Source organism: Lentzea aerocolonigenes (genome assembly GCF_000955955.1).
GTDB lineage: Bacteria > Actinomycetota > Actinomycetes > Mycobacteriales > Pseudonocardiaceae > Lentzea > Lentzea aerocolonigenes_A.
The window spans coordinates 1-22,956 of sequence record NZ_JYJG01000159.1; the positions used below are offsets into that span (position 1 = coordinate 1).

Sequence of the window (22,956 nt, forward strand, 5' to 3'; positions counted from 1 at the left end):
CTACTACACCGACCCGGCCGTCTTCCCGAACTCGTGTCTCGCCCCGCTGTGGGCACCGCCGTACTACGCCTTCAAGATCGTGCCCGGCGACCTCGGCACCAAGGGCGGCATGGTCACCGACGCCCGTGCGCGCGTGCTGAGGCCCGACGGTTCGGTCATCCCAGGGCTGTACGCGGCGGGCAACGTGAGCTCGGCCGTGATGGGCCACAGCTACGCCGGTGCGGGCTCGACGATCGGGCCGGCCATGACGTTCGGCTACATCGCGGGCAACGACGTCTAGGCTGTTCCGACAGGACGCTGCGCTTCGCTCCCGCAGCCCTACTGGCTCAAGGTCCCCGCGCCAGCTCCGTCGTTGTGGAGCGGGCGCCACGCGGCCTACCCACGCACCGTGGTGGTGTGGACGCCTACCTGCTCAACCTCACGATCCCGGCCGCTGTGTGCCCGACACCAGGCCCCGCCCGGTGGTCAGCGGCAGGTCGAGTGCGGTGAGCAGGCCCGGTGGGGCGTCCACGACCGCGGGGACGGCGTTGACCAGGCGCATGGCCGTGGACGCCACACCCGCCGTGTTGTGGTCGCCGTCGCCGCCGGTCAGTCTCAGGTCGAGCACGTAGTTGGGTTCACCGGTGATCTCCACGCGGTAACAGCCGGTGCCGGCCGGCTGCGGCCAGTCCGGGGCGAGGTCGGGCCGCAGCCTGGTGACGTGTTCGAGCACGAGCACCGGCCGGTCCGCGACCATGCCGCTGACGGTGAACCGCAGTGCCGCCATGGTGCCCTCGGCGATCGTCCGTCCCGCGGCCGGGAACGACTCCGGCGCAGGGAACCGCTCGTACTGCTCGACGACCGCGTCCAGCGTGACGTCCAGACCGGCGGCCAGCTGGCGGACCACGCTGCCCCAGGCGAGCGTGAGCACGCCGGGCTGCAGCAACAGCGGAGTGTGGTCGGGCGAGGTGCCGAAACCCATGATGTCGAACAGCACCAGCGGGTTGTCGTAGGTGGAGTAGTCCGTGATCTCCGAACAGCGGACCTGGTCGATCCGCTGACACGTGCCGGACAGCAGGAGGGGGAGCCAGTCGTTGGCCCAGCCGGGGTCGATCCCGTTGACCCACAGCGAGCTTCCGCCTTCCGCGGCGGCCTGGCGCACGGGCTCGACCACCTCGGGCGGCACGGTGCCCTCTGGATAGGACAGGAACACCGGGCCGCTGGCCACGACGTTGATGCCCGCGCGCAGCAGCCGGCACAGGTCGTCGACCGCCTCGGTGAGCCGGTTGTCGGCCATCGACGTGTAGACCACGCAGTCCGGCCTGGCGGAGATCAGCTCGCCGGCGTCGGTGGTCGCGGTGACGCCGACGAGGCGGTCCAGGCCGGCCAGGTCTCCCGCGTCCCGGCCCTTCTTGGCGGGATCGGACACCCACACGCCCGCCAGGTCCAGGCCGGGGTGGTCGATGATGCCCCGCAACGCCCATCTGCCGACGTTGCCGGTGCTCCACTGCACCACGCGAAGTGCCACCAGCGTCTCCTTCTCGAGTCTCAGAGATCCGGGAGGTCGAAGTCGAGGTTGGGCGCGCCGATCCCGCCGTCGACCCGCAGCACCGATCCGGTGGTGTAGCCGGATGCCCGGGATGCCAGGTAGAGCACCGCGGCCGCGACCTCGTCGGGCCGTCCCAGCCGGCGCAGCGGGGTCGCCTGTTCCATCGAGGTCCTGATCTTCTCGTCGCGGGCGACCACGTCCAGCGCGGAAGTGTGGACCGAACCGACGTCGATCGCGTTCACCCTGATCCGCGGCGCGAGATCCACCGCGGCCAGCCGGGTGTAGTGGGTCAGCGCGGCCTTCGCCGTGCCGTAGGCGAGGAAACCGCGACCGGCGAGCCTGCCCATCACGGAGGCGATGTTGACCACCGAACCGCCGCCGTGGCCGAGCATCAGCGGCACCGCCGCGCTCGTCAGCGCGTGAGCGGTGGTGACGTTGAAGTGAAAGGCTTCTTCGAGGTAGTCCGGTGTCGTCGTGAGGAACGTGTTCGGCATCGTGCCGCCGACGTTGTTCACGACGACGTCCAGTCGCCCGAACTGTTCGGCGGCCAGGTGCGCCAGCCCGGCCGCGGCGTCCACATCGGACAGGTCTGCCGCGACGACGACCGCCTTCCGTCCCAGCGCCTCGATCTTGGCGGCGACCTCGGCCAGCTGTTCCCCGGTGCGCGCGCTGATCACCACGTCCGCACCCGCCTCGGCGAGCGCGATCGCCGAGGCCGCACCGATGCCGCGTCCCGCGCCGGTCACCACGGCGACCGCGCCGGGCAACCCGAACATCTCCGTTACCACTCGGCCAACCTCTCTAGCGACCTTTGAACTCCGGCTTGCGTTTCGCGGCGAAGGCGCGCGGGCCCTCCTTCGCGTCCTCGCTGCGGAACACCTCCATGCCGAGCCGGGCGTCCACTTCGAACGCCTCGTTCTCGTGCACGGCCTCGGTCTCCCGCATGGTCTTCAGAATCGCCCGCACCGCCAACGGCCCGTTCGCGGTGATCAGCTCGGCGAGCTCCATGGCCTTGTTCAACGCCTCGCCGTCCGGCACGACGTGACCGATCAGGCCGATTTCCTTGGCCTCGGGTGCTTTGATGTGCCGCCCGGTCAGCAACAGGTCCGCCGCCACCGTGTAGGGGATCTGGCGCGGTAGCCGCACGGCCGACCCGCCGAGCGGGAACAGGCCCCAGCGCGCCTCCGAGACGCCGAACCGCGCGCTCTCGCCGGCCACGCGGATGTCGGTCGCCTGAAGGATTTCCGTGCCGCCCGCCACCGCAGGGCCTTCCACGGCGGCGATGAGCGGTTTCGTCAATCGACGACCTTTCAGCAGCGGTTCGATGACCGAGAAGTCGAACTTCCCGTCGGACTCGCTGGGGTGGTTGGTGGTCATCGCCTTGAGGTCCGCGCCCGCGCAGAACGACCCGCCCGCGCCGGTCAGGATGCAGACGCGCACGTCAGGATCGTTGTCCACGCGGTCCCACGCCTCGCGCATGATGGCCATCATCGGGCCGGACAAGGCGTTGCGGACCTCGGGCCGGTTCATCGTGACGACCAGAACGTTGCCGACCAGGTCCACCAACGCGTGGGGTTGGGTCGTAGTCGTCATTCGGGCGCCTCCTGGATCGAGTCTGACCGCACGGGGGATTGTCCAGAACAGTAACACGTTCTACTTTGCCTACCATGGCCCTCAACGTCGCAGACCTCGTTGAACACGCCGTCGACACCGTGCCCGACCGGACCGCGCTGGTGTGCGGGTCCAAGAGGGTCACCTATGCCGAACTGGAGACACGAGCCAACAAACTGGCTCACCACCTGGCAAAGAACGGCGTGACCCAGGGGTCGCACGTCGGGCTCTACGCGCGCAACTCGATCGAGCTGGTGGAGTGCCTGCTGGCGGTCTACAAGCTGCGTGCGGTGGCCATCAACGTCAACTACCGCTACACCAAGAACGAGTTGCAGTACTTGTTCGGTGAGGCGGACCTGGTCGCTCTCGTACACGAACGGCGGTATTCGCCGTTGGTCGCGGAGGTGGGCTCTCCCGGGCCCACCGTCGTGATCGACGACGAGTCCGACGAGGAGTTCGCCGGCGTCGAGTACGAGGCGGCGCTCGCGGAGGAGTCGGGGGAGCGGGACTTCGCGCCGCGCAGCCCCGACGACCTCTACATCCTGTTCACCGGCGGCACGACCGGCATGCCCAAGGGCGTCATGTGGCGGCACGAGGACGTGTGGCGCACGCTCGGCGGCGGCATCGACTTCGTGACCGGCGAACGGCTCACCGACGAGTGGCAGCAGGCCAAGTCGGGCAAGGACTACGGCCTCGTCCGGCTGTGCCTCCCGCCGCTGATCCACGGCGCCGCGCAGTGGGCCGTGCTGGGCGCGCTGTTCTGCGGCAGCACCGTGGTGCTGGTGCCGAAGTTCGACCCCGCCGAGATCTGGCGGGTGATCGAGAGGGAGAAGGTCCAGGTCGCGGCGATGACCGGCGACGCGATGGGCCGGCCGTTGATCGAGGAGTACCAGCGGGGCAACTACGACGGGTCGTCGTTGTTCATCCTCAACAGCAGCGCGGCGCTCTTCTCCTATCCGGTGAAGAAGCTGTACCAGGAACTCCTGCCGCACACGACGCTGCTGGAGTCGATCGGGTCGAGCGAGACCGGGTCGACCGGCATCGGCGCGGTGCCCAAGGAGATCGTGAAGACCGACGGCACCAAGGTGAAGCTCAACGAGGACACCATCGTCATCGACGACGACGGCAACAAGCTGGAACCGGTGCCGGGCGTGATCGGCAAGCTCGCGCGCGGCGGCCACATCCCGTTGGGCTACTACAAGGATCCCGAGAAGACCGCGCGGATGTTCGTCGAGGTCGACGGCAGGCGGTTCACCGTGCCCGGTGACTACGCGCGCTTCGAGGAGGACGGTGACATCACGTTGCTCGGCCGCGGCAACACCTGCGTGAACACCGGTGGCGAGAAGGTGTTCCCGGAGGAGGTCGAGGGTGTGCTCAAGTCGCACCCGGACGTGTTCGACGCGCTCGTGATCGGCATTCCGGACGACCTTCTGGGCGAACGCATCGGCGCGATCGTGCGACCGCGGGACGGTGCCACGCCGACACTGTCCGAACTGGACGCTCACGTGCGCGAGACGCTCGCCGGCTACAAGGTGCCGCGGTCGCTCTGGCTGGTCGACGAGATCGGCAGGACGCCCAGCGGCAAACCCGACTACCAGTGGGCCCGCCGCCACGTGGAGGAACATGCGCACCAGCCTGTGTGACCAGCTCGGCATCGAGCACCCGATCTTCGGCTTCACGCCGTCCGAGCACGTGGCGGCGGCGATCAGCCGCGCGGGCGGGCTCGGTGTGCTGGGGTGCGTGCGGTTCAACGACGCGGAGGACCTCGACCGCGCGTTGACGTGGATGGACGAGAACACCGACGGCAAGCCGTACGGGGTCGACATCGTGATGCCGGCCAAGGTGCCGACCGAGGGCACCCAGGTCGACCTCTCGCAGCTCATTCCGCAGGGACATCGCGACTTCGTGCAGCAGACGTTGCTGAAGCTCGGTGTGCCACCGCTGCCGGAGGGTGAGGACAGCGAGGGCGTCCTCGGCTGGCTGCACTCGGTGGCGCGGTCCCACGTCGACGTGGCGCTGGAGCACCCGATCCGGTTGATCGCGAACGCTCTGGGCTCGCCGCCGGTCGACGTGATCGAGCAGGTGCACGCGGCCGGGGTGCCGGTGGCTGCCCTTGCGGGCAAGGCTTCCCACGCCCAGCGCCATGTCGAGAACGGCGTCGACATCGTGGTGGCGCAGGGCTACGAGGCCGGCGGGCACACCGGCGAGGTCGCGACGATGGTGCTCGTGCCGGAGATCGTCGACGCCGTGTCCGTCCCCGTGCTCGCCGCGGGCGGCATCGGGTCAGGACGTCAAGCTGCGGCGGCGATGGCGTTGGGCGCGTCCGGTGTGTGGATGGGCTCGTACTGGCTGACCACCGCCGAGTACACGCTGGGCAACTCCAGCACGCAGCAGGCTTTGCTGGCCGCCGGTTCCAGTGACACCGTGCGCACCCGCATCTACACCGGCAAGCCGGCACGGTTGCTGAAGACGCGGTGGACCGAGGCGTGGAGCGATGAGGCGGCGCCGGAGCCGTTGCCGATGCCGTTGCAGAACCTGCTGGTGAGCGAGGCGCACCTGCGGATCGCCCGGTCCGACGACCCGTCCGTGGTGTCGATGCCGGTCGGACAGGTCGTCGGGCGGATGAACGAGGTGCGCCCGGTCGCCGAGGTGATGGCCGGGTTGCTGCGGGAGTTCGACGAAGCGGTCGAACGCCTCACAAAACTGCGCTGAGCTTCAGGAGCTGGGCGGTCGCCCCGCCCAGCTCGAACTCGGCACGCTTCGCCGCGGTGAAGTACCTGTGCACCTCGTGGCTCATGTCGATGCCCGTGCCGCCGTGGACGTGCACGGCGGTGTGCGCCACGCGGTGTCCGGCGTCGGCGGCCCAGAACTTCGCCGTCGCCACCTCGGCGGCCGCGTCCAAGCCCTCGGAGAGCCGCCACGCTGCTTGCCAGAGCGTCAAACGGATTGCCGCCACGTCGATGTACGCATCAGCGAGCCGTTGCGCCACCGCCTGGAAGCTGCCGATCGGGCGGTCGAACTGCACGCGGGTGCGGGCGTACTCGGCGGTCAGCTCCAGCGCGCGTTCGGTGACGCCGAGCTGGAAAGCGCACAGCCCCACCGTGTAGCGCGTGATCAGCCAGTCCGGGGTGAGGCCCTCGATCAAGCGGCCGCCGGTGAACTCGAACGTGCCCGCGTCCGAGCCGTCCACCAGCTCCTGGACGCTGATGTCGAGGTCGCCGGCCTCGGCGAGGAACACCTGGTCGTCGTGAGCCACCAGGATCGCTGAGGCGGAGGTGGCGAACGGGACGGCCGTCTTCGCGCCGTTCTGGTCCTCGGCGAGTGCCACCGACAGCACGGTTCCGGGACGTGGGGTGTCGAACCGTGCCAAGGCCTGCTGGGCCAGGACCGTCGGCAGGTAGGGGACCGAGGCGACGGCACGACCCAGCTCGACCAGGACCGCGCAGTGCTCCAGGACGCCGAAGTCGTCGGGCGATTCGGGTACCACGCCCGACTTCACCAGGTCGAGCCACGGCGTGTCGGAGGAGTCGAGGATCTTGCGGGTCAGCGCGGCCAGTTCCCGTTGCGCCTCGGTCAGCGTGAAGTCCATGGCAGTCTCCCTTTACCGAGGAACCGCGGGCAGCCCGAGGTCGACGCGCGCGATGATGTCCCGCTGGATCTCGTTGGTGCCGCCGCCGAAGGTCAGGATCAGCGACGACCGGTGCATGCGCTCGACCCGGCCCTGCAGCAACGCGCCCGGCGAGCCGGAACGCACGATCCCGTTGGCGCCCAGCACTTCCATCAGCAGCCGGTAACCCTCGGTGGCGAACTCCGTGCCGAACACCTTGGTCGCGGACGCTTCCGCGGGGGAGGGTGCCTCGTCGCTGCCGGAGGCGATTCGCCAGTTGACGAGCTTCAGGAACTCGGTCTTGGCGTGCACACGGGCGAGATGCAGGCGCACCCACTCCTGTTCGACAGCACCGGTTTCGTCCGCCCATTGACGAACTTCACGCAGCGCGGTCTGCAGCGGCGCGGCCGAGCAAAGGGCGACGCGTTCGTGGTTGAGCTGGTTGGTGATGAGCTTCCAGCCCTTGTGCTCCTCGCCGATCAGGTTCGACGCCGGCACGCGCACGTTGTCGTAGAAGGTCGCGCTGGTGGTCGGCCCGGACATGGTCGGCACGGGCGTCCAGGAGAAGCCGGGTGCGGTGGTCGGCACCATGATGATGCTCAAGCCCCTGTGCCGCTGCGACTCCTGGTCGGTGCGGCAGGCCAGCCAGACGTAGTCCGCGTACTGGATGAGGCTGGTCCACATCTTCTGGCCGTTGATCACGTACTCGTCGCCGTCGCGAACCGCGCGCGTGCGCAGACCCGCCAGGTCGGTGCCCGCTTCGGGTTCCGAGTAGCCGATCGCGAAGTGGATCTCGCCGGACGCGATCTTCGGCAGGTAGAACGCCTTCTGCTCGGGCGTGCCGTACGCCATGATCGTCGGCCCGATCGAGTTCAGCGTCAGGAACGGCACGGGCGCACCGGCCGCCGAAGCCTCGTCCAGGAAGATCAGCTGCTCGATCATCGGCCGGTCGCGGCCGCCGTACTCCTCGGGCCAGCCGATGGTGAGCCAGCCGTCGAGCCCCATCTGGCGGACGGTGTCCTGGTAGACCTCGGCGTTCCCGTAGTCGCTGCTGCCGGCGAGCCCTGCCCGGCGTTCCGGCGTCATGAGCGCGGCGAAGTACGCCCGCAACTCCTGGCGCAACTGCTCCTGTTCGGGCGTGAAACCGATGCGCATGACCGCTACTCTAGAACAAGTTCTACTTGCTGTCAGGAGGCCGCGATGAAGGTCGGCGTCGACCCTTCGGTGTGCGAGGCGCACGGTGAGTGCATGTCAATCCTGCCTGAGGTGTTTGACCTTGATGATGACGAGGTTCTGCAGATCCGGGAGGGTGAGCTGAGCCAGGCCGAGATCCCGCTGGCCGAGCGTGCCGTTGCTTCGTGCCCGATGGGCGCGTTGAGGTTTACACGCTGATGGGCCTTGTCAAGAACAGGAACAGATTCTAGTGTCCGTCGGGTCAGCCGTGAGCTCAGCGAGGAGTGATACCGGTGAAAGCTGCCGTGCTCAACCAGGTAGGCGACGACAAGCTCGAGCTCCGCGACGACGTGACGACCACCGCGCCGGGGCCGCAGGAAGTCAAGATCAAGATCAGGGCGTGCGGGGTGTGCCACAGCGATCTGTCCGCAATGGACGGAACGCTGCCGGCGCTCGCCCCAGGCGTCATCGGCCACGAAGGCGCCGGTGAGGTCGTCGAGATCGGGAGTGCCGTCACGCAGCTGGCGGTCGGCGACCACGTGGCGATCACGTTCGTGCCGCCGTGCGGGAAGTGCGCCCAGTGCGTCACCGGCCAGTCCCACTTGTGCTTGATACACACCATTTCCGCGTTCACCTCTCCACGCTTCGTCGTCGGCGGCAACCCGGCGTTCGGGTACGCGGGACTGGGTGCGTTCGCCGAGGAGATGGTCGTTCCGGCCGACGCCGCGGTGAAGATCGACGACGACGTGCCGTGGGAGGTCGCCGCGCTGCTGTCGTGCGGTATCCTGACCGGCGTCGGCGCCGTGCTGAACACCGCGAAGGTCGAACCGGGCTCCAGCGTCGCGGTGATCGGCTGCGGTGGCGTCGGCGTCGCGGTGATCCAGGGCGCGCGGCTCGCGGCGGCGGCGAAGATCGTCGCGGTCGACCCCGTGGTCGAGAAGCACGAGGTGGCGCAACGGTTCGGCGCGACGCACGCGACCGCACCCGACGGCGTCGCCGACCTCAACAACCAGCTCAACATGGGCATGGGCTTCGACTACGTGTTCGACGTGGTCGGCATCCCGGCCACGATCCGCCAGGCGTGGGATCTGACCCGCCGCGGTGGCCACACGGTCGTCGTCGGCGCCGGACGGGCCGACGCGATGGTGTCGTTCAGCGCGCAGGAACTCTTCCTGCACGACAAGACCTTGCACGGCTCGTTCTACGGGACGGCCAACTTCCGCCGCGACGTACCGCGCATGATCGCGCTGTGGCGGCAAGGCAGGCTCGACCTCGAAGGCATGATCAGTAAGCGGATCAAGCTCGAGGACGTCAACGAAGGTCTGCAGGCCTTGCGCGGCGGAGGTTCTCTGATCCGCCAGGTCATTCTCTTCGACTGAAACATTTCCTTTGGGAGTCTCAAGTGGACCTTGCGGGGAAGGTCGCGATCGTCACCGGCGCGGGTGCCGGGCTGGGGCGGGCGGAAGCACTGGAGCTGGCGAGAGCCGGTGCTTCGCTCGTCCTCAACGACCTGCCGGGCTCGGCCGACGCCGCTGCGGCCGAGATCGAGGAGCTGGGTGCCAAGTGCGTCGTGGTCGAGGGTGACGTGGGCGAACGCAGCACCGCGGACTCCCTCGTCAGCGCCGCGATCGAGCACTTCGGCGGGCTGCACGTGCTGGTCAACAACGCCGGTGTGCTGCGCGACCGGATGCTCTTCAACATGACGGACGAGGAGTGGGACCTGGTGATCAAGGTCCACCTGCGCGGCCACTTCCTGTTGTCGCGCAACGCGGTCTCGCTGTGGAAGCAGCAGTCCAAGTCGGCCGGCGAGCCCGTCTACGCGCGGATCGTCAACACCTCGTCGGAGGCGTTCCTGCTCGGCAGCGAGGGACAGGCGAACTACGCGGCGGCCAAGGCGGGCATCGCGGCGCTGACAGTCGCGACCGCGCGCGGTACGTCCAGGTATGGCGTGCGGGCCAACGCGATCTGCCCGCGTGCCCGTACCGGCATGACGGCGCACGTGTTCGGCGACGCACCGGAAGGCGACGACTCACTGGCTCCGGAGCACGTGGCGAAGTTCGTCAAGCACCTGGCCGGCCCACGAGGCGACAAGATCAACGGTCAGGTGTTCGTGGTGCACGGCGGCATGGTCGCGCTGATGGCACCGCCCACAGTGGAGCAGAAGTTCGACGCTCTCGAAGACATCGACGGCTACTTCGCCGACCGCGATCCGCAGAAGACCTTTGCCTGTACTGAAACGATGGCCCTGTAGGAGGAGCTGTGACGCTCACCGTCCAACCGCATCGCGAGACGCTGGGCCTGAAGGACGGCCGGCTCCTCATCGGTGGCGAGTTCCGCGAGGCGGACGAGAGCTGGACCCACCACCACCCGGCGACCGGCGAGGAGATCGGCAGCTTCGCGGTCGCCTCGGCGAAGGACGTCGACGCCGCGGTCCAGGCCGCGCGCAAGGCGTTTGACGAGGGCACGTGGGGGAAGTCCAAGGCCGGCGAACGCATCAGGATCCTGCGCAGGTACAGCGATCTCCTGCGGGAGCACGAGGAAGAGTTGCGCGGCCTGCAGGCGCTGGACAACGGCGTGCCGCTGTCGTTCGGCCAGATCTACGCGACCTCGGTCGGCATCGCGGCGGACATCTTCGACCACCACGCCGGCTGGATCGACAAGGTCGGCGGCCAGACCCTGCCGCCGTACCAGGGCGGCGACCACCTGGCGATGACGTTCCGCGAACCGGTCGGCGTCGTCGCGGCGATCCTGCCGTGGAACGCGCCGTTCGTGCTGTTCGCCCAGAAACTCGCACCAGCGCTGGCGGCCGGTTGCACCGTCGTGGTGAAACCGAGTGAGTACGCGAGCTTCTGCGTGATCCGCATGGTCGAGCTGCTGATCGAGGCCGGACTTCCCGAAGGCGTGATCAACCTCGTCACCGGACCGGGCGACCCGACCGGCGAGGCGCTGATCACCCACCCCGGCGTGGACAAGATCAGCTTCACCGGCAGTCGCGCGATCGGCCGGCGGATCGTCGAGGCCAGCGCGGGCACGATGAAGCGCGTTTCCCTGGAACTGGGCGGGAAGTCGCCCGCACTCGTGTTCGCGGACGCCCCGAACGTCGGCCTCGCCGCGATGACCTGCATGGGCATGGTCACGATGGGCCTGTCCGGGCAGGCCTGCGTCGCGCACACCAGGGCGTTGGTGGCACGCGAGGTCCAGGACGAGTTCGTCAACATGGCGACGATGCTCGCGAGCGCCGTGACGTTCGGCGACCCGTTCGACCCGGCCGTGCTCGCCAGCCCGTTGATCAACGCCAAACAGCTCGACCGCGTTCTCGGCTACATCGAAAAAGGCCAGGAGGACGGCGCGCGACTGGTCACCGGCGGCACGAGGCTCGACGGCGACTACGCGTCCGGGAACTTCGTCGCCCCCACGATCTTCGCCGACGCGACCAACGACATGACGATCGCCCGCGACGAGATTTTCGGCCCGGTGCTCACGGTTGTGCCGTTCGACGACGAAGAAGAAGCGATTCGACTCGCGAACGACACGGAATACGGCCTGGGCGCCGGCGTCTACACCAACGACGTGCGCAGGGCGTTCCGCGTGTCGAAGCGGTTGCGCGTCGGCATGGTCGGCATCAACGGGTTCCAGCTCGAACCGCACGTGCCGTTCGGCGGCTACAAGCAGTCGGGTCTGGGCCGTGAGGGCGGGCAGAGCGCCTACGAGGCCTACACCGAGCTGAAGACCGTGATGATGCCGCTGACCGACGAGCTGATGTAGATGCGGCTCGACGGCAAGATCGCCCTGATCACCGGCGCGGCCCGGGGTCAGGGCGCGGCCGCCGCGCGCCGGTTCGTCGAGGAGGGCGCGCGGGTGATGATCACCGACGTCCTCGACGACCAGGGCAAGGAGCTGGCGGCCGAGTTGGGCCCGGAGTTCAACGCTGCGTACTGCCACCTGGACGTGTCGAACGAGGACGAGTGGGCCGAGGCGGTCGCCTTCACCATCAGCACGTTCGGCGACATCACGGTGCTCGTGAACAACGCGGGCATTCTGCACTTCTCGGCGTTGGCGGACACCACCCTCGCGGACTACCAGCGGGTGGTCGGCATCAACCAGGTCGGCACGTTCCTCGGCATGCGCGCCGTCGTGGAGTCGATGACGCGGGCCGGCGGTGGGTCCATCGTGAACGTGTCCTCGGTTGAAGGCCTCGGCGGCATGCCGTACCTGGTCGCTTACACCGCGAGCAAGTTCGCCATCCGCGGCATGACCAAGGTGGCCGCGATGGAGCTCGGCCAGCACGGCATCCGGGTGAACTCGGTGCATCCCGGCGCGATCAACACCCCGATGGTCGGCGAGGCGCTGGGCCGTCCGGTCGACATCACGCCGATCGGCAAGAAAGTGGCGTTGCGCCGGGTAGGCCAGCCGGACGACGTCGCGAACGTGGTGTTGTTCCTGGCCAGCGACGACAGCGCGTACTGCACCGGCGCGGAGTTCACTGTGGACGGTGGGGCCACGGCCACTCACGCGCTGAGCTGAACCCAGGTGCTCGGCCCGCGGGACACGACCGTGGAGAAGTTCGTGCCCATCGGCACGCGCTTCTGCGCGAACCTCTGGGAGAACACGGGCGGCGGGTACGCGTTGCGCGGGGCGCCCTGCATCACCATCCGCTGAAATCAGGTGCAACCTCGGGTACGACCTCGGCGTCTTGATGATCGAGAGGTCAGACCTGGGGAGCTCAATGTGAAATCACTGCTGATCACGGCTGCGCTGGTGATCGGGCTGGCACCGGCTGCCGGCGCTGCGGAAGAAGCCGCTACACCCGTCCTGGCGTGGCAGGACTGTCAGGACGGGTTCCAGTGCTCGACCGCGAAGGTGCCGCTGGACTACGACCAGCCCTACGGCACGAAGATCGACCTCGCGGTCATCAAGCTGCCTGCGACGGATCCGTCGAAGCGCATCGGCTCGCTGTTCGTCAACTTCGGCGGGCCCGGTGCGTCCGGCGTGGAACGGCTGCGGGGTCGCGGCAAGTGGGAGTGGCTGTTCTCGCCCGAACTGCGGGCGAGGTTCGACCTGGTGTCGTGGGATCCGCGCGGCATCGGGCGTTCCGCGACCGTGCGGTGCTTCGACAGCGTCGAGGAGCAGCAGAACTTCCTCAACTCGCTGCCCGTCTACCCCGACACGGCGGCTCAGGAGCCGGCGTTCTACGAGGGGTACCGGGAGTTCGTGCGGCGTTGCGAGGCGAAGTCCGGCGACCTGCTGGACCACGTCTCGTCCGCCAACACGGCGCGGGATCTCGACCTGCTGCGCAAGGCGGTCGGGGACAAGAAGCTGACGTACCACGGCATCTCGTACGGCACGCACCTCGGCGCGATCTACGCGAACATGTTCCCGGACAAGGTTCGCGCGCTCGCGTTCGACGGCTCGCTCGACTTCGTCGGCAACGCGACCGGGCACGGCGACCAGGGCACCACGGTGCCGCTGGACACGCGTCAGGACGTGCCGCGCGGGGTCGCCGAGACGTTCGACCAGTTCCTGAAGCTGTGCGCGGCTCCTGGGGCGAAGTGCGCGTTCGCGGGTGGCGACCTGAAGCAGAAGTGGGCTTCGCTGGTGGAGAAGGTGACGGCCTCGCCCGTCACCACCCCGGACGGCCGGTTCGACCGCGTCACGCTGATCAGCACCCTCTGGGACGCGCTGGCGCAGCCGGAGACCTGGCAGGACACCGCCAGGATCATGCAGGGGGTGTGGGACGCACCGGCAACGCTGCGTGCGGCCGGCGAGCCCTACATCACCAACCGGTTCGAGAGCTACAACGCGGTGCAGTGCGCGGACAGCAACTTCCCGCGTGACACCGCCGCGTACACGGCGTACGGCAAGAGCGAGGACGAGCGCGTGCCGTACTGGGGTCGTCCGGTGGTCTACGACATGATGGCCTGCGCGTTCTGGCAGGCTCGTGACAACGACCGCTACACCGGTCCGTGGAACCGCTGGACGTCGGCGCCGGTCCTGTTCATCAACAACAGGTTCGACCCGTCGACGCCATTGCACGGTGCTCGCGACGGTGCCGCCGAGATGTCCCGCACCGGGTTCCTGACGGTCGAGGGCTACGGGCACACGTCGATGTACGTGCACAGCGCGTGCGCGGAGAAGGTGAAGCGGGAGTACCTCTTCACCGGTGTTCTGCCCACGCAGAAGACGTGCGGCATCGACAAGGGACCGTTCGCCTGAGGTAGTCGCAACGAGAGAGGGGCCTCACCCGTACCGGGTGGGGTCCCTCTTGCTTTGCCGGGAGCGCCGTGGCTACGGTAAGGAAATTGAACCGGTAAGAAAACTGAACCAGGAGGATCTCGTGCTGGCTGCCGCGCAGACCGTGGCCGATCTGGCCCGTTCGGTCGCACCCGAGACGGAGGCCGGCCGGGCGCTGGCCCCCGAACTGCTGGACCTGCTGCGTTCGGAGCGGATGTTCGGGCTCGGCGTGCCGCGGTCGCTGGGTGGGACCGAACGCCCGCCGGGCGAGACGCTGGCCGTGGCCGAGACGATCGCGCGAGGTGACGCCTCCGCCGGGTGGTGCGTGTCGATCGCGGCGACGAGCGGGCTCCTCGGCGCCTACCTGCCTGCTGCCGGTGCGGAGGAGGTGTTCGGGGATCCCCGGACCGTGGCCGCGGGGGTGTGGGCGCCTCGTGGGCGTGCGGTCGACGTCGACGGTGGTGTGGTGGTGTCGGGCCAGTGGTCGTTCTGCTCCGGGATCGGGCACGCTTCCTGGTTGTTCGCCGGGTTCGTCGACCCGGCCGGGGCGTTGAAGGTGGCGGCGCTGCCCAAGTCGTCGCTGGAGGTGCTGGACACCTGGCACACGACCGGGTTGCGCGGCACCGGCAGTCACGACTCGGTGGCGCGTGACGTGTTCGTGCCTGCCTCGCGGATTCTGTCCGTTGTGGACGGTCCGCCGCCGGACGCGCCCGCGCTGTACCGGTTCCCGGTCTTCGGGTTCTTCGCCCTGTCGGTCGCCGCGGCCGCGCTGGGCAATGCCTTCGGCGCACTGGACGACTTCGTCGAGCTGGCGGTGGGGCGCAGTCCGATGGGATCCAGCCGGACCTTGGCGGAACGGTCGTCGACCCAGGCCGCGGTGGCGGAGGCGTCGGCTTCGCTGCGGGCTGCCCGGGCGTTGTTCTACTCGGCGGTGGACGAGGCCTGGGAAGCAGCACAGGGAGGTTCGGTGTCCGTGTCTGCCCGGGTGGCGTTGCGGCTGGCGGCCACGCACGCGACCCGGACGGCGCGGTCGGTCGTCTCGAGCCTCTACGACCTCTCGGGCGGCGGTGCGATCTACGACGGGGCGGCGATTCAGCGGCGGTTCCGTGACGCGCACACGGCGACCGCGCACTTCCAGGTGAACCTCGCTTCGTACGAGCTGCCGGGCAAGGTGCTGCTGGGGTTGCCGGCGCAGACGGGGCAGCTGTGAAGTCCGTTGGTGTGGTGACCCCGTTCTGGCTCGACCGTCCGCCCGCGGAAGCTCTCTCGATCGCGGTGGCCGCGGACGAGGCCGGGTTCGGGAGGCTGTGGATCGGGGAGATGGCCACGTTCGACGCGTTCGCGCTGGCGACGGCGATCGGTGCGCGGACGTCGGACATCTCGTTGACGGTCGGCCCGCTGGCGGCCGGTGTGCGGAGTCCTGTCGCGCTGGCGCTCGGACTGTCCACAGTGGTCGCTTGCACTGGTAGGCGAGCCGGGTTGGCTTTGGGTGCTTCGAGTCCGTTGATCGTGTCCTCGTGGCACGGGAGGCCGTTCACGCCGGTTGGCTCGGTGCGCGCTGCCGTGCGTGACGCGCGGGCGCTGCTCGACGGCAACCGGGTCGATGGTTTTCGTCTGCGGCAACCGGTTCCGGGCACGTCGATCTCAGTCGCGGCGTTCGGCCCGGCGCTGATGCGGGTTGCCGCGGCAGAGGGTGACGAGGTGGTGCTGAACCTGGTCAGCGTTGATCAGGTCGCTCACGTGGTGGAGACGCTCTCCGAGCTGACGCCTGTTCCGCCGCCGATCGCGGTGTGGATTCCGGCAGCGCTCGAGCCCGGAGCTCAGACGTTGCGGCAGTTGCGGTCGCAGCTCGCCGTCTACCTCGCGCCGCCCGGCTACGGCGAGATGTTCACCGCGCTCGGGCACGGTCCATTGGTGGAACGTGCCCGGGCCGGTGAACCCCGTGCGTCGCTGGCCGCCGACATTCCGACGGCACTTCTTGAAGCCGTCGGTGCCATCGGGTCCGCGTCCGCCATCGCCGATCGCGTCTCCGCGTACTTCGAGGCGGGCGCCTCGCACGTCGGCCTGGTGCCCGCGACGGCAGAGGACCCGGCCGGCGCGCGGCTGCTGACCACGCTCTCCCCACTGCTGACGAAGGGACACCTATGACCGACTCCCTCGACCGCCGGTTCCGCGGCGAGTCCGTCGGACGGGCGCTGGACATCGTGGGGGAGCGGTGGACGCTGCTGATCCTGCGCGAGGCCTTCTTCGGCGTGCGCCGCTACGGCCAGTTCGTGCGGAACCTCACCATCCCGCGCCCCACGCTGTCCGCTCGCCTGAAGTCACTGGTGGACTTCGGGTTGCTGCAACGGGTGCCCTACGCGGAGGACCGCGAGGAGTACCGGCTGACTCCGGCGGGGCTGGAGCTGTTCCCGGCGATCGTGATCCTGATGAAGTGGGGTGACCGGCACGTGCCGGACCCCGACGGGCCGCCGATCCTGCTGGAGCACACCGTGTGCGGGCAGGCCGGCGACGCGTACGTGGCGTGCCGGTGTTGTGGAGAGGAGATCACCGCCCACAACGTGTCGGCCCGGTCCGGAAACTAGGCTCCGAACCACTGCCGGACGACTCGGTCGAACGCTTCCCGGTCGGGTTCGCCCGCCCAGGCGACGATGCCGTCGGGCCGGATCAGGACCGCCCCGAGCCCGAAGTCCTCGACGGCGGAACCGGCCGCGTACCGCAGCTCGTTCTCCCAGGCGAGTGCCGGACTTTCCAGGTGCCGATCGGCGCTGAAGTCGAGCACGACCCCTCGGCCGTCCTGCATCAGGTCGCCGAGACGAGTGCCGTCCTCCAGGCAGAAGTCCGGGGAGTTGCGTCCCACCAGCGGGTGTTCGCTCCCGAGGTCGTACTTGGTCGAGTAACCGGCGATCTTCTGCAGCACGTAGTTCGTGCCGTCCCTGGTCGCGAGCAGATCCCGGATCACGGCCTGGATCGCCTGGCCGTGCGGATCGGGCCGCATGATCGCCACCTGCGCGCGAGTCCAGTCGAGTGCCCACGCGCCAACGGGATGGCGTTCGCCGGTGTAGGTGTCGAGCAGGCCTTCCGGCGCACGCCCCTGCACGGTCGCGGCGAGCTTCCAGCCCAGGTTCACGGCGTCGCCGAGGCCGGTGTTGAGGCCCTGGCCGCCCAGGGGAGACATGATGTGCGCGGCGTCGCCCGCGAGCAGCACGCGTCCCCGCTGGTAAGTCGTCGCCTGCATCGCCCGGTCCGTGAAGCTGGAAGCGAGCTGGACGTCGGTCAGCGTCACGTCGAGGCCGGACACGCGGCGCAGCACGGCCTGGAGATGCTCAGGCGTGAGTTCCTGCGTGCGGTCGAACGCGCCGCCGTCGAAGTCCATCATCCCGATGTGCCCCGTGGAGGGCATCTGGATGTACATGCCCGTCGGCGTGAGGTTGAAGCCCGGCTTGAGCTGCACCGGCTCGGCGACGGCGGCGAGCATGACGTAGCCGGTGAAGTTCGGCCCGGTGCCGGCGAAGCCGAACTCCGCGAGCTTGCGCACCGCACTGCGGCCGCCGTCGCAGCCCACGACCCAGCGTGCCGGGTATTCCTGTGCGCCGTCGCTCACCACGGCGGCTTCGCCGTCCTGGGTGATGGAGGAAACCTCGGCGCCGTACCGGATTTCGACGCCGAGCTTGACGGCTCGCTCGGCCAGCACGGTCTCGACCGCCGCGAGGTTCGTCATCAGGACGTCCGGTACCGGGCCGGCCAGCCGGAACGGCAGCGCGTCGATGTCGGCGTTGGCCGGATCGAGCACGATGCCGGCGAAGTGTCCCGCCCCGCGCGGCCGGTCCTCCGCGTGGAACGACAACGCCGAGTCCAGCAACGGCTCCAGCACGCCCCGGCGCGCAAAGGCGTGGAGCGAGGCGGAGAACAGGCCCCTCATCCCGAGAGGCGCGGCCCGCCACGGCGAACCGGGCTCCGGCTCCCGTTCGAGCACCAGGACGGAGACGTCCCTGAGGCCGAGCTCGCAGGCCAGCAGCAGGCCGACCGGGCCCGCGCCCACGATCACCACGTCGTGCATGTCTGAAATCCCCCTCCGCAGCCGGATCTCGGCAACGCGGTCAGGTTGCCGAGATTCGCTGTCACGCCGCGCACAGGACGCTGTCATGTGCGCACAAGCGCTGCTCAGGCGATCTTGTACGCGCGGATCACCGTCACCTCGGAGCTGTGGCCCAGATCGCGCCGGGTCAGCCGCGGGTGCGTTCGTAGTGCCGGGCGACGCGGGCGCGGTTGCCGCAGAGGTTGGCGGTGCACCACACGCGGCGCTTGTTCTCGGCCAGGAACAGCATCGAACACGCGGGGTTCGCACAGCGCCGCAACGAGGACAGCTTGGCCGGATCGGACAGCAGCCCGATCGCCCCGCCCGCGATCGCCGCGAGCGCCGGGTGGCCGTCGTGGCCGTCGTGCCACCGGACCACGAGCTGGGCCTGCTCGCCCCAGCCTTCGAGCCGGGGGCTGGTCGGCGCTCCGGCCGAGAAGGCGTTGAGGTCCTCGATCGCGGACTGGTCGGGGGTGCGCTCCGCCAGTGCGGCGTCGAACAGCTCGCGCAGCACCGAACGCAGCCTGCGGGTCGCGCTGACGGGCGGCGGCGGTACGTCCGGGAGCCGATCGGCCTGCAGCTCCCACCACTTCGCGTACTTCGTCTCGTCGCCGATGTGGTCGGTGTCCGTGACGAGCATCAGCGTGTCCACCAGGTCGAGCGCGACGACCGGCTCGGCGGCCATCGGGAACCCGGCGGCCTGGAACTCGGCCAGTGTCGTGGTCACGCTCGTCCTCTCCGCCTGACAGGTGCTAACAGGTATACCACCCGCGCATCCATTACGTCGGGAGTGATCGTCAGGCGATGAGTTTCCGGCGCCGTGCCAGTCTGACTGCCATGCGGAAACTCAGCTACGGCATGAACGTGACCCTCGACGGGTATGTCGCCGCTCCTGGCGACGACATCAGCTGGGGCGGGCCGTCCGACGAGTTGTTCCAGTTCTGGCTGGACCACGAGAAGGCGAACGGACTGGTCCTGTACGGGCGCAAGCTGTGGGAGGCGATGAGCTCCCACTGGCCGACCGGCGACGAGCAGCCCGATGCCACCCCCGCGCAGGTCGAGTTCGCCCGGAACTGGCGCGACACGCCGAAGGTCGTGTTCTCCTCCACGCTCGAGAACGCAGACTGGAACACGCGCGTGGTGAGGACCGACGCCGTTGCCGAGATCTCCCGGCTCAAGGCCGGGGACGGTGCACGGATCAGTGTCGGCGGCGCCACGCTCGCCGCGGCGGCCATGCGCGCCGGGCTGATCGACGAGTACGTGATCGTCACCCACCCGGTGCTGATCGGTGGCGGCACGCCGTTCTTCACCGCGCTGGACAGCTGGGTGAACCTCAGTCTGGTCGAGACGCGGACGTTCCCCGGCGGCGTGGTGCTGACGAGGTACGAGACGAAACGCTGAGCGCGCGCCCATCAACCGTCCGCGGCCGGATCAGCGGGTGAGGCCGCAATCGGGACAGATCGCCTGAATCCGCTCAACCCGGCGACTCTCTGCGGTATCTGTGTCACGGAGGGCGACATCGCCCTTCGACGCCGAACAAGGGGAGTTCGCGTTGAAGAAATCCATTCTCGCCGCAGGGCTCGCGGCCGCCGTGGCCGCCAGCGCGGTGACCGTGCCCCCGGCCGTGGGGGAGACCACCGCGCCGGAACCGGGCGGGCTGACGACAACGGTCACGTTGCTCACGGGCGATCTCGTGCACGTGACGAACGGGCAGGTGCGGACGTACGCCGCGAAGGGGCGTGAGGACGTCCGCTTCCACCACTACACCGACGAGCGGGGCGATCTGCACGTCATCCCGCTCGACGTGCAGGGGCAGCTCACCGCCGGCGCGCTCGACCAGCGGCTGTTCGACGTCTCGCTGCTTTCGCGGTCCGGTTACGACGACGCGAGCCGCGACACGATCCCGTTGATCGTCCAGGGCGGCGCGGGGCTGCGGTCGGCGGACGCGAAGTCGTTGCCCAGCATCGACGCGTACGCCGTCAAGGCGGACAAGAAGGGCGGGTTCCCCTCGGCGGCGCGGACCAGTGGCGCGGCCAAGGTGTGGCTCGACGGCAAGATCACCGCCACGCTCGACCGCAGTGCCGCGCAGATCGGTGCTCCGCAGGCGTGGCAGCAGGGCTTCACCGGCGCCGGCACCACGGTCGCCGTGCTCGACACCGGCATCGACGCCACGCACCCCGACCTGCAGGGTGCCGTGGTGGAGGAGAAGAACTTCACGCCGGCTGCCACGACCGACGACAGGTTCGGGCACGGCACGCACGTCGCGTCGACGATCACCGGTGACGGCAGGTACAAGGGCATCGCGCCGGGCGCCAAGCTCGTCAACGGCAAGGTGCTCGACGACAACGGCAGCGGCTCCGAGTCCGGCGTCATCGAGGGCATGGAGTGGGCCGCCACCAAGGCCAAGATCATCAACATGAGCCTGGGGAGCAACACCCCCAGTGACGGCACCGACATCATGTCGCAGGCCGTCAACCGGCTCACCGCGGAGCACGGCGCGTTGTTCGTGGTCGCGGCGGGCAACTCCGGCCGCGCGGTCTCCTCGCCCGCGGCCGCCGACGCCGCGCTGACCGTCGGCGCGGTCGATCGCGCCGACAAGCTGGCGGACTTCTCCAGCCGCGGCCCGCGCGTCGGCGACGGCGCGATCAAGCCGGACATCACCGCGCCCGGCGTGGATATCGTCGCGGCGAAGGCGAAGAACGGCACCATCGGCACCCCGGTCGACGCGAACCACGTGTCGCTGTCCGGCACGTCGATGGCGACGCCGCACGTCGCGGGCGCCGCGGCGATTCTCGCGGCGAAGAACCCCGCGTGGTCCCCGGCGGACATCAAGACGGCGTTGATGAACAGCGCCAAGCCCAGCGCCGACGCCGGAGTCTTCGACCAGGGTGCCGGACGTGTCGACGTGGCCCGCGCGGTCGCCACCAGCCCGGTCGCGACCCCGGCCAGCGTCAGCTTCGGCACCGCCCAGTGGCCGCACGACGACGACCAGCCGGTCACCAGGAAGATCACCTACCGCAACACCGGCACCGAGCCGCTCACGCTCGACCTCTCCATCGCTGAAGAGAAGCCGGCGGGCGGTCTGTTCAGCCTGTCCCCGGCGAAGCTGACCGTCCCGGCGGGTGGCACGGCCGAGGCCTCGGTCACCGCCGACACCCGCGTGGCCGGTCCGGACGGCGTCCACGGCGCCGCGGTCGTCGCGTCGAACGGCATCCGTGTGCCGATCGGCGTGCACAAGGAACAGGAGAGCTACGACGTCACGCTCAACTACATCGGCCACGATGGCAAGCCGGCCGACGCGTTGCGCTACCAGCTGATCAGCCACGTCAAGCCCACTCCGTACGAGGGCGCCGCCCCGACCGGCACGGCGAAGCTCCGGCTGCCTAAGGGCAAGTACTTCCTGAACACCGTCTACGAAACGCCCACCACCGACCCGGCCGTGCGTCCCAAGCTGATCACGGCGTACGAACCGGCCATCGAGATCACCGGGAACAACAGCTTCACCTTCGACGCCCGCAAGGCGGTAGAACCCTCGATCACCGTCGACCGCGAGGAGGCCTCGCTCGCGTCGGGTTCGCTGAGCGTGCAAATATCCACTGAGGACTTCGGCTACTTCGGCGGCTGGGGCCTGCGCGACTGGAACGGCTTCTACGTCCAGCCGTCCGCGACGACGCACCCGGCCTTCGCGTGGTCGGCGGGCAGCGTGCTCGCGAAGAAGAACGCCGAGGGCGGCTTCTACGGGAGCCCGTACCAGTTCCACTCGCAGACCGGCGGCAAGGAGGGCATGCCCGCCGCGATCAGGCACAGCGACCGCGAACGGGACATGGCTCGGGTCGAGGCCACGCACAAGGCCCGCGTCCCCGGCGCGAACGGCAGCCGCAACAACGGCGTCCGCGGCCCGTTGCCGTTCAAGCTGACCGAGTACTACACGCCCGGCGTGGCGTGGAGCCGCTCGCTCATGGAGGACACCGGCCCGACCACGATGCCGGTGTTCCTCGACGACGCCCAGCCGAAGACGTTCCGGCGCGGCGCCAGGAGCACGGAGCAGTGGAACACCGCGGTCTTCGGCCCCGCGTTCCCCGCTGTCGCGGCCGACATGCCCGGTTACTGGGCAGGCCGGCGGGGTGACCAGCTGATCGTGAACGCGCAGCTGTACGCCGACGGCAGCGGTGAGCACTCGGTGTTCGACTTCGACAGCACCACCGGCGGCACCGAGCTGACGGCGAACGGCACCGTGGTGGCCTCCTCCACGACTCCAGGCCGCCTGTTCGCCTCGGTGCCGGCGGCGAAGACGACCTACCGGCTGCACACCGAGGGCAACCGCATTCCGTTGACGTCGAAGGTGATCGCGGACTGGACGTTCACGTCCGAGACCGTCCCGGGCACCGCGCCGAAGGACCTGCCGCTGCTCGCGGTGCGGTTCGCGCCGAAGCTCGACGACCAGAACCAGGCGCGGGCGGGCAGCCGGCTGACGGTGCCGATCACCGTGCAGCGCAACGGTTCCAAGTCCGATGTCACCGATGTCCGCACGCCGCAGGTCGAGGTCTCCTACGACGAGGGCAGGACGTGGCAGCGGGTCGTCGTGTTCAGGGCGGGGCACAAGTGGCTGACCACGCTCGTTCATCCGAAGGACGCGAAGTCGGTGTCCTTCAAGGCGAAGGTCGGTGACGCGCACGGGTCCGCCGAGCAGACGGTTCTCCAGGCGTACACGCTGAAGTGAGCTGGGGT

General features: G+C 69.1%; 22 protein-coding genes. 15 read left to right on the plus strand and 7 right to left on the minus strand.

Translation table 11 applies throughout. The annotated features are described in order from the left end of the window. Window positions 1–280: FAD-binding protein (locus tag UK23_RS22830; protein WP_045313642.1), on the plus strand; the 280-nt coding region annotated here is incomplete at its 5' end. Between the two features lie 138 nt (window positions 281–418). Here UK23_RS22830 and UK23_RS22835 read toward each other — a convergent pair. From UK23_RS22835 to UK23_RS22845, 3 genes are read right to left on the minus strand one after another with little or no spacing between them, the layout of a single operon-like run. Next, window positions 419–1,507 (minus strand): diacylglycerol kinase, encoded by a 1,089-nt coding sequence (locus UK23_RS22835; protein ID WP_045313643.1) that lies wholly within the window; start codon window positions 1,505–1,507, stop codon window positions 419–421. Window positions 1,508–1,527: 20 nt separating this feature from the next. Further along, window positions 1,528–2,316: an SDR family oxidoreductase gene (locus UK23_RS22840; RefSeq protein ID WP_045313644.1), complete on the minus strand. Its 789-nt coding sequence runs from the start codon at window positions 2,314–2,316 to the stop codon at window positions 1,528–1,530. 13 nt (window positions 2,317–2,329) lie between these two features. Then, entirely contained in the window at window positions 2,330–3,121 is a 792-nt protein-coding gene (locus UK23_RS22845; RefSeq protein ID WP_045313645.1) for a crotonase/enoyl-CoA hydratase family protein, read from the minus strand. Between the two features lie 74 nt (window positions 3,122–3,195). Between UK23_RS22845 and UK23_RS22850 the strand changes: the two genes are divergently transcribed. Together UK23_RS22850 and UK23_RS22855 are read left to right on the plus strand one after the other, a co-directional pair. Then, entirely contained in the window at window positions 3,196–4,782 is a 1,587-nt protein-coding gene (locus tag UK23_RS22850; RefSeq protein ID WP_045313646.1) for an acyl-CoA synthetase, read from the plus strand. Beyond that, complete coding sequence (locus tag UK23_RS22855; protein ID WP_045313647.1) at window positions 4,763–5,851, plus strand: NAD(P)H-dependent flavin oxidoreductase; 1,089 nt, start codon at window positions 4,763–4,765, stop codon at window positions 5,849–5,851. The genes UK23_RS22850 and UK23_RS22855 overlap by 20 nt, the downstream gene beginning before the upstream one ends. Here the strand turns inward: UK23_RS22855 and UK23_RS22860 are convergent. Together UK23_RS22860 and UK23_RS22865 are read right to left on the minus strand one after the other, a co-directional pair. After that, entirely contained in the window at window positions 5,835–6,728 is an 894-nt protein-coding gene (locus tag UK23_RS22860) for an acyl-CoA dehydrogenase family protein (protein WP_045313648.1), read from the minus strand. The two genes, UK23_RS22855 and UK23_RS22860, sit on opposite strands and share 17 nt — an antisense overlap. A gap of 12 nt (window positions 6,729–6,740) precedes the next feature. Then, entirely contained in the window at window positions 6,741–7,901 is a 1,161-nt protein-coding gene (locus tag UK23_RS22865; RefSeq protein ID WP_045313649.1) for an acyl-CoA dehydrogenase family protein, read from the minus strand. 45 nt (window positions 7,902–7,946) lie between these two features. Here UK23_RS22865 and UK23_RS22870 point away from each other — a divergent pair, with 45 nt between their 5' ends. The 10 genes from UK23_RS22870 to UK23_RS22910 all read left to right on the plus strand — a co-directional run bounded on the left by UK23_RS22870 (window position 7,947) and on the right by UK23_RS22910 (window position 16,735). Then, window positions 7,947–8,138 carry a ferredoxin gene (locus tag UK23_RS22870; RefSeq protein ID WP_045313650.1) on the plus strand — a complete coding sequence of 64 codons (192 nt, stop codon included), beginning with the start codon at window positions 7,947–7,949 and terminating at the stop codon, window positions 8,136–8,138. Window positions 8,139–8,212: 74 nt separating this feature from the next. Next, window positions 8,213–9,298 (plus strand): Zn-dependent alcohol dehydrogenase, encoded by a 1,086-nt coding sequence (locus UK23_RS22875; RefSeq protein WP_045313651.1) that lies wholly within the window; start codon window positions 8,213–8,215, stop codon window positions 9,296–9,298. Between the two features lie 23 nt (window positions 9,299–9,321). After that, window positions 9,322–10,170, plus strand: a complete 849-nt coding sequence (locus UK23_RS22880) for an SDR family NAD(P)-dependent oxidoreductase (RefSeq protein WP_045313652.1) — start codon at window positions 9,322–9,324, stop codon at window positions 10,168–10,170. A gap of 8 nt (window positions 10,171–10,178) precedes the next feature. Then, window positions 10,179–11,684 (plus strand): aldehyde dehydrogenase family protein, encoded by a 1,506-nt coding sequence (locus UK23_RS22885; RefSeq protein ID WP_045313653.1) that lies wholly within the window; start codon window positions 10,179–10,181, stop codon window positions 11,682–11,684. Next, window positions 11,685–12,443, plus strand: a complete 759-nt coding sequence (locus UK23_RS22890; RefSeq protein WP_045313654.1) for a glucose 1-dehydrogenase — start codon at window positions 11,685–11,687, stop codon at window positions 12,441–12,443. Window positions 12,444–12,449: 6 nt separating this feature from the next. After that, on the plus strand, window positions 12,450–12,578 hold the full coding sequence (locus UK23_RS54635; RefSeq protein WP_269112298.1) for a hypothetical protein: 129 nt from the start codon (window positions 12,450–12,452) through the stop codon (window positions 12,576–12,578). A 69-nt stretch (window positions 12,579–12,647) separates the two neighbouring features. Beyond that, window positions 12,648–14,132 carry an alpha/beta hydrolase gene (locus UK23_RS22895; protein ID WP_045313655.1) on the plus strand — a complete coding sequence of 495 codons (1,485 nt, stop codon included), beginning with the start codon at window positions 12,648–12,650 and terminating at the stop codon, window positions 14,130–14,132. 121 nt (window positions 14,133–14,253) lie between these two features. Continuing rightward, on the plus strand, window positions 14,254–15,360 hold the full coding sequence (locus UK23_RS22900; RefSeq protein WP_231114628.1) for an acyl-CoA dehydrogenase family protein: 1,107 nt from the start codon (window positions 14,254–14,256) through the stop codon (window positions 15,358–15,360). Further along, complete coding sequence (locus UK23_RS22905) at window positions 15,357–16,298, plus strand: LLM class F420-dependent oxidoreductase (protein WP_045313656.1); 942 nt, start codon at window positions 15,357–15,359, stop codon at window positions 16,296–16,298. The genes UK23_RS22900 and UK23_RS22905 overlap by 4 nt, the downstream gene beginning before the upstream one ends. After that, complete coding sequence (locus UK23_RS22910; RefSeq protein WP_045313657.1) at window positions 16,295–16,735, plus strand: winged helix-turn-helix transcriptional regulator; 441 nt, start codon at window positions 16,295–16,297, stop codon at window positions 16,733–16,735. Before UK23_RS22905 ends, UK23_RS22910 begins: the two co-directional genes overlap by 4 nt. Here UK23_RS22910 and UK23_RS22915 read toward each other — a convergent pair. Both UK23_RS22915 and UK23_RS22920 read right to left on the minus strand, forming a co-directional pair. Further along, window positions 16,732–18,210 carry an FAD-dependent oxidoreductase gene (locus UK23_RS22915; protein ID WP_045313658.1) on the minus strand — a complete coding sequence of 493 codons (1,479 nt, stop codon included), beginning with the start codon at window positions 18,208–18,210 and terminating at the stop codon, window positions 16,732–16,734. The genes UK23_RS22910 and UK23_RS22915 overlap by 4 nt on opposite strands. A 166-nt stretch (window positions 18,211–18,376) precedes the next feature. Further along, a complete protein-coding gene (locus UK23_RS22920; RefSeq protein ID WP_052684948.1) occupies window positions 18,377–18,955 on the minus strand; it encodes a CGNR zinc finger domain-containing protein in 579 nt (192 codons plus the stop codon). 110 nt (window positions 18,956–19,065) lie between these two features. Here UK23_RS22920 and UK23_RS22925 point away from each other — a divergent pair, with 110 nt between their 5' ends. Further along, window positions 19,066–19,629: a dihydrofolate reductase family protein gene (locus UK23_RS22925; RefSeq protein ID WP_045313659.1), complete on the plus strand. Its 564-nt coding sequence runs from the start codon at window positions 19,066–19,068 to the stop codon at window positions 19,627–19,629. Window positions 19,630–19,780: 151 nt separating this feature from the next. Continuing rightward, window positions 19,781–22,948: a S8 family peptidase gene (locus UK23_RS22930; protein ID WP_196777829.1), complete on the plus strand. Its 3,168-nt coding sequence runs from the start codon at window positions 19,781–19,783 to the stop codon at window positions 22,946–22,948. Window positions 22,949–22,956 lie beyond the last annotated feature (8 nt).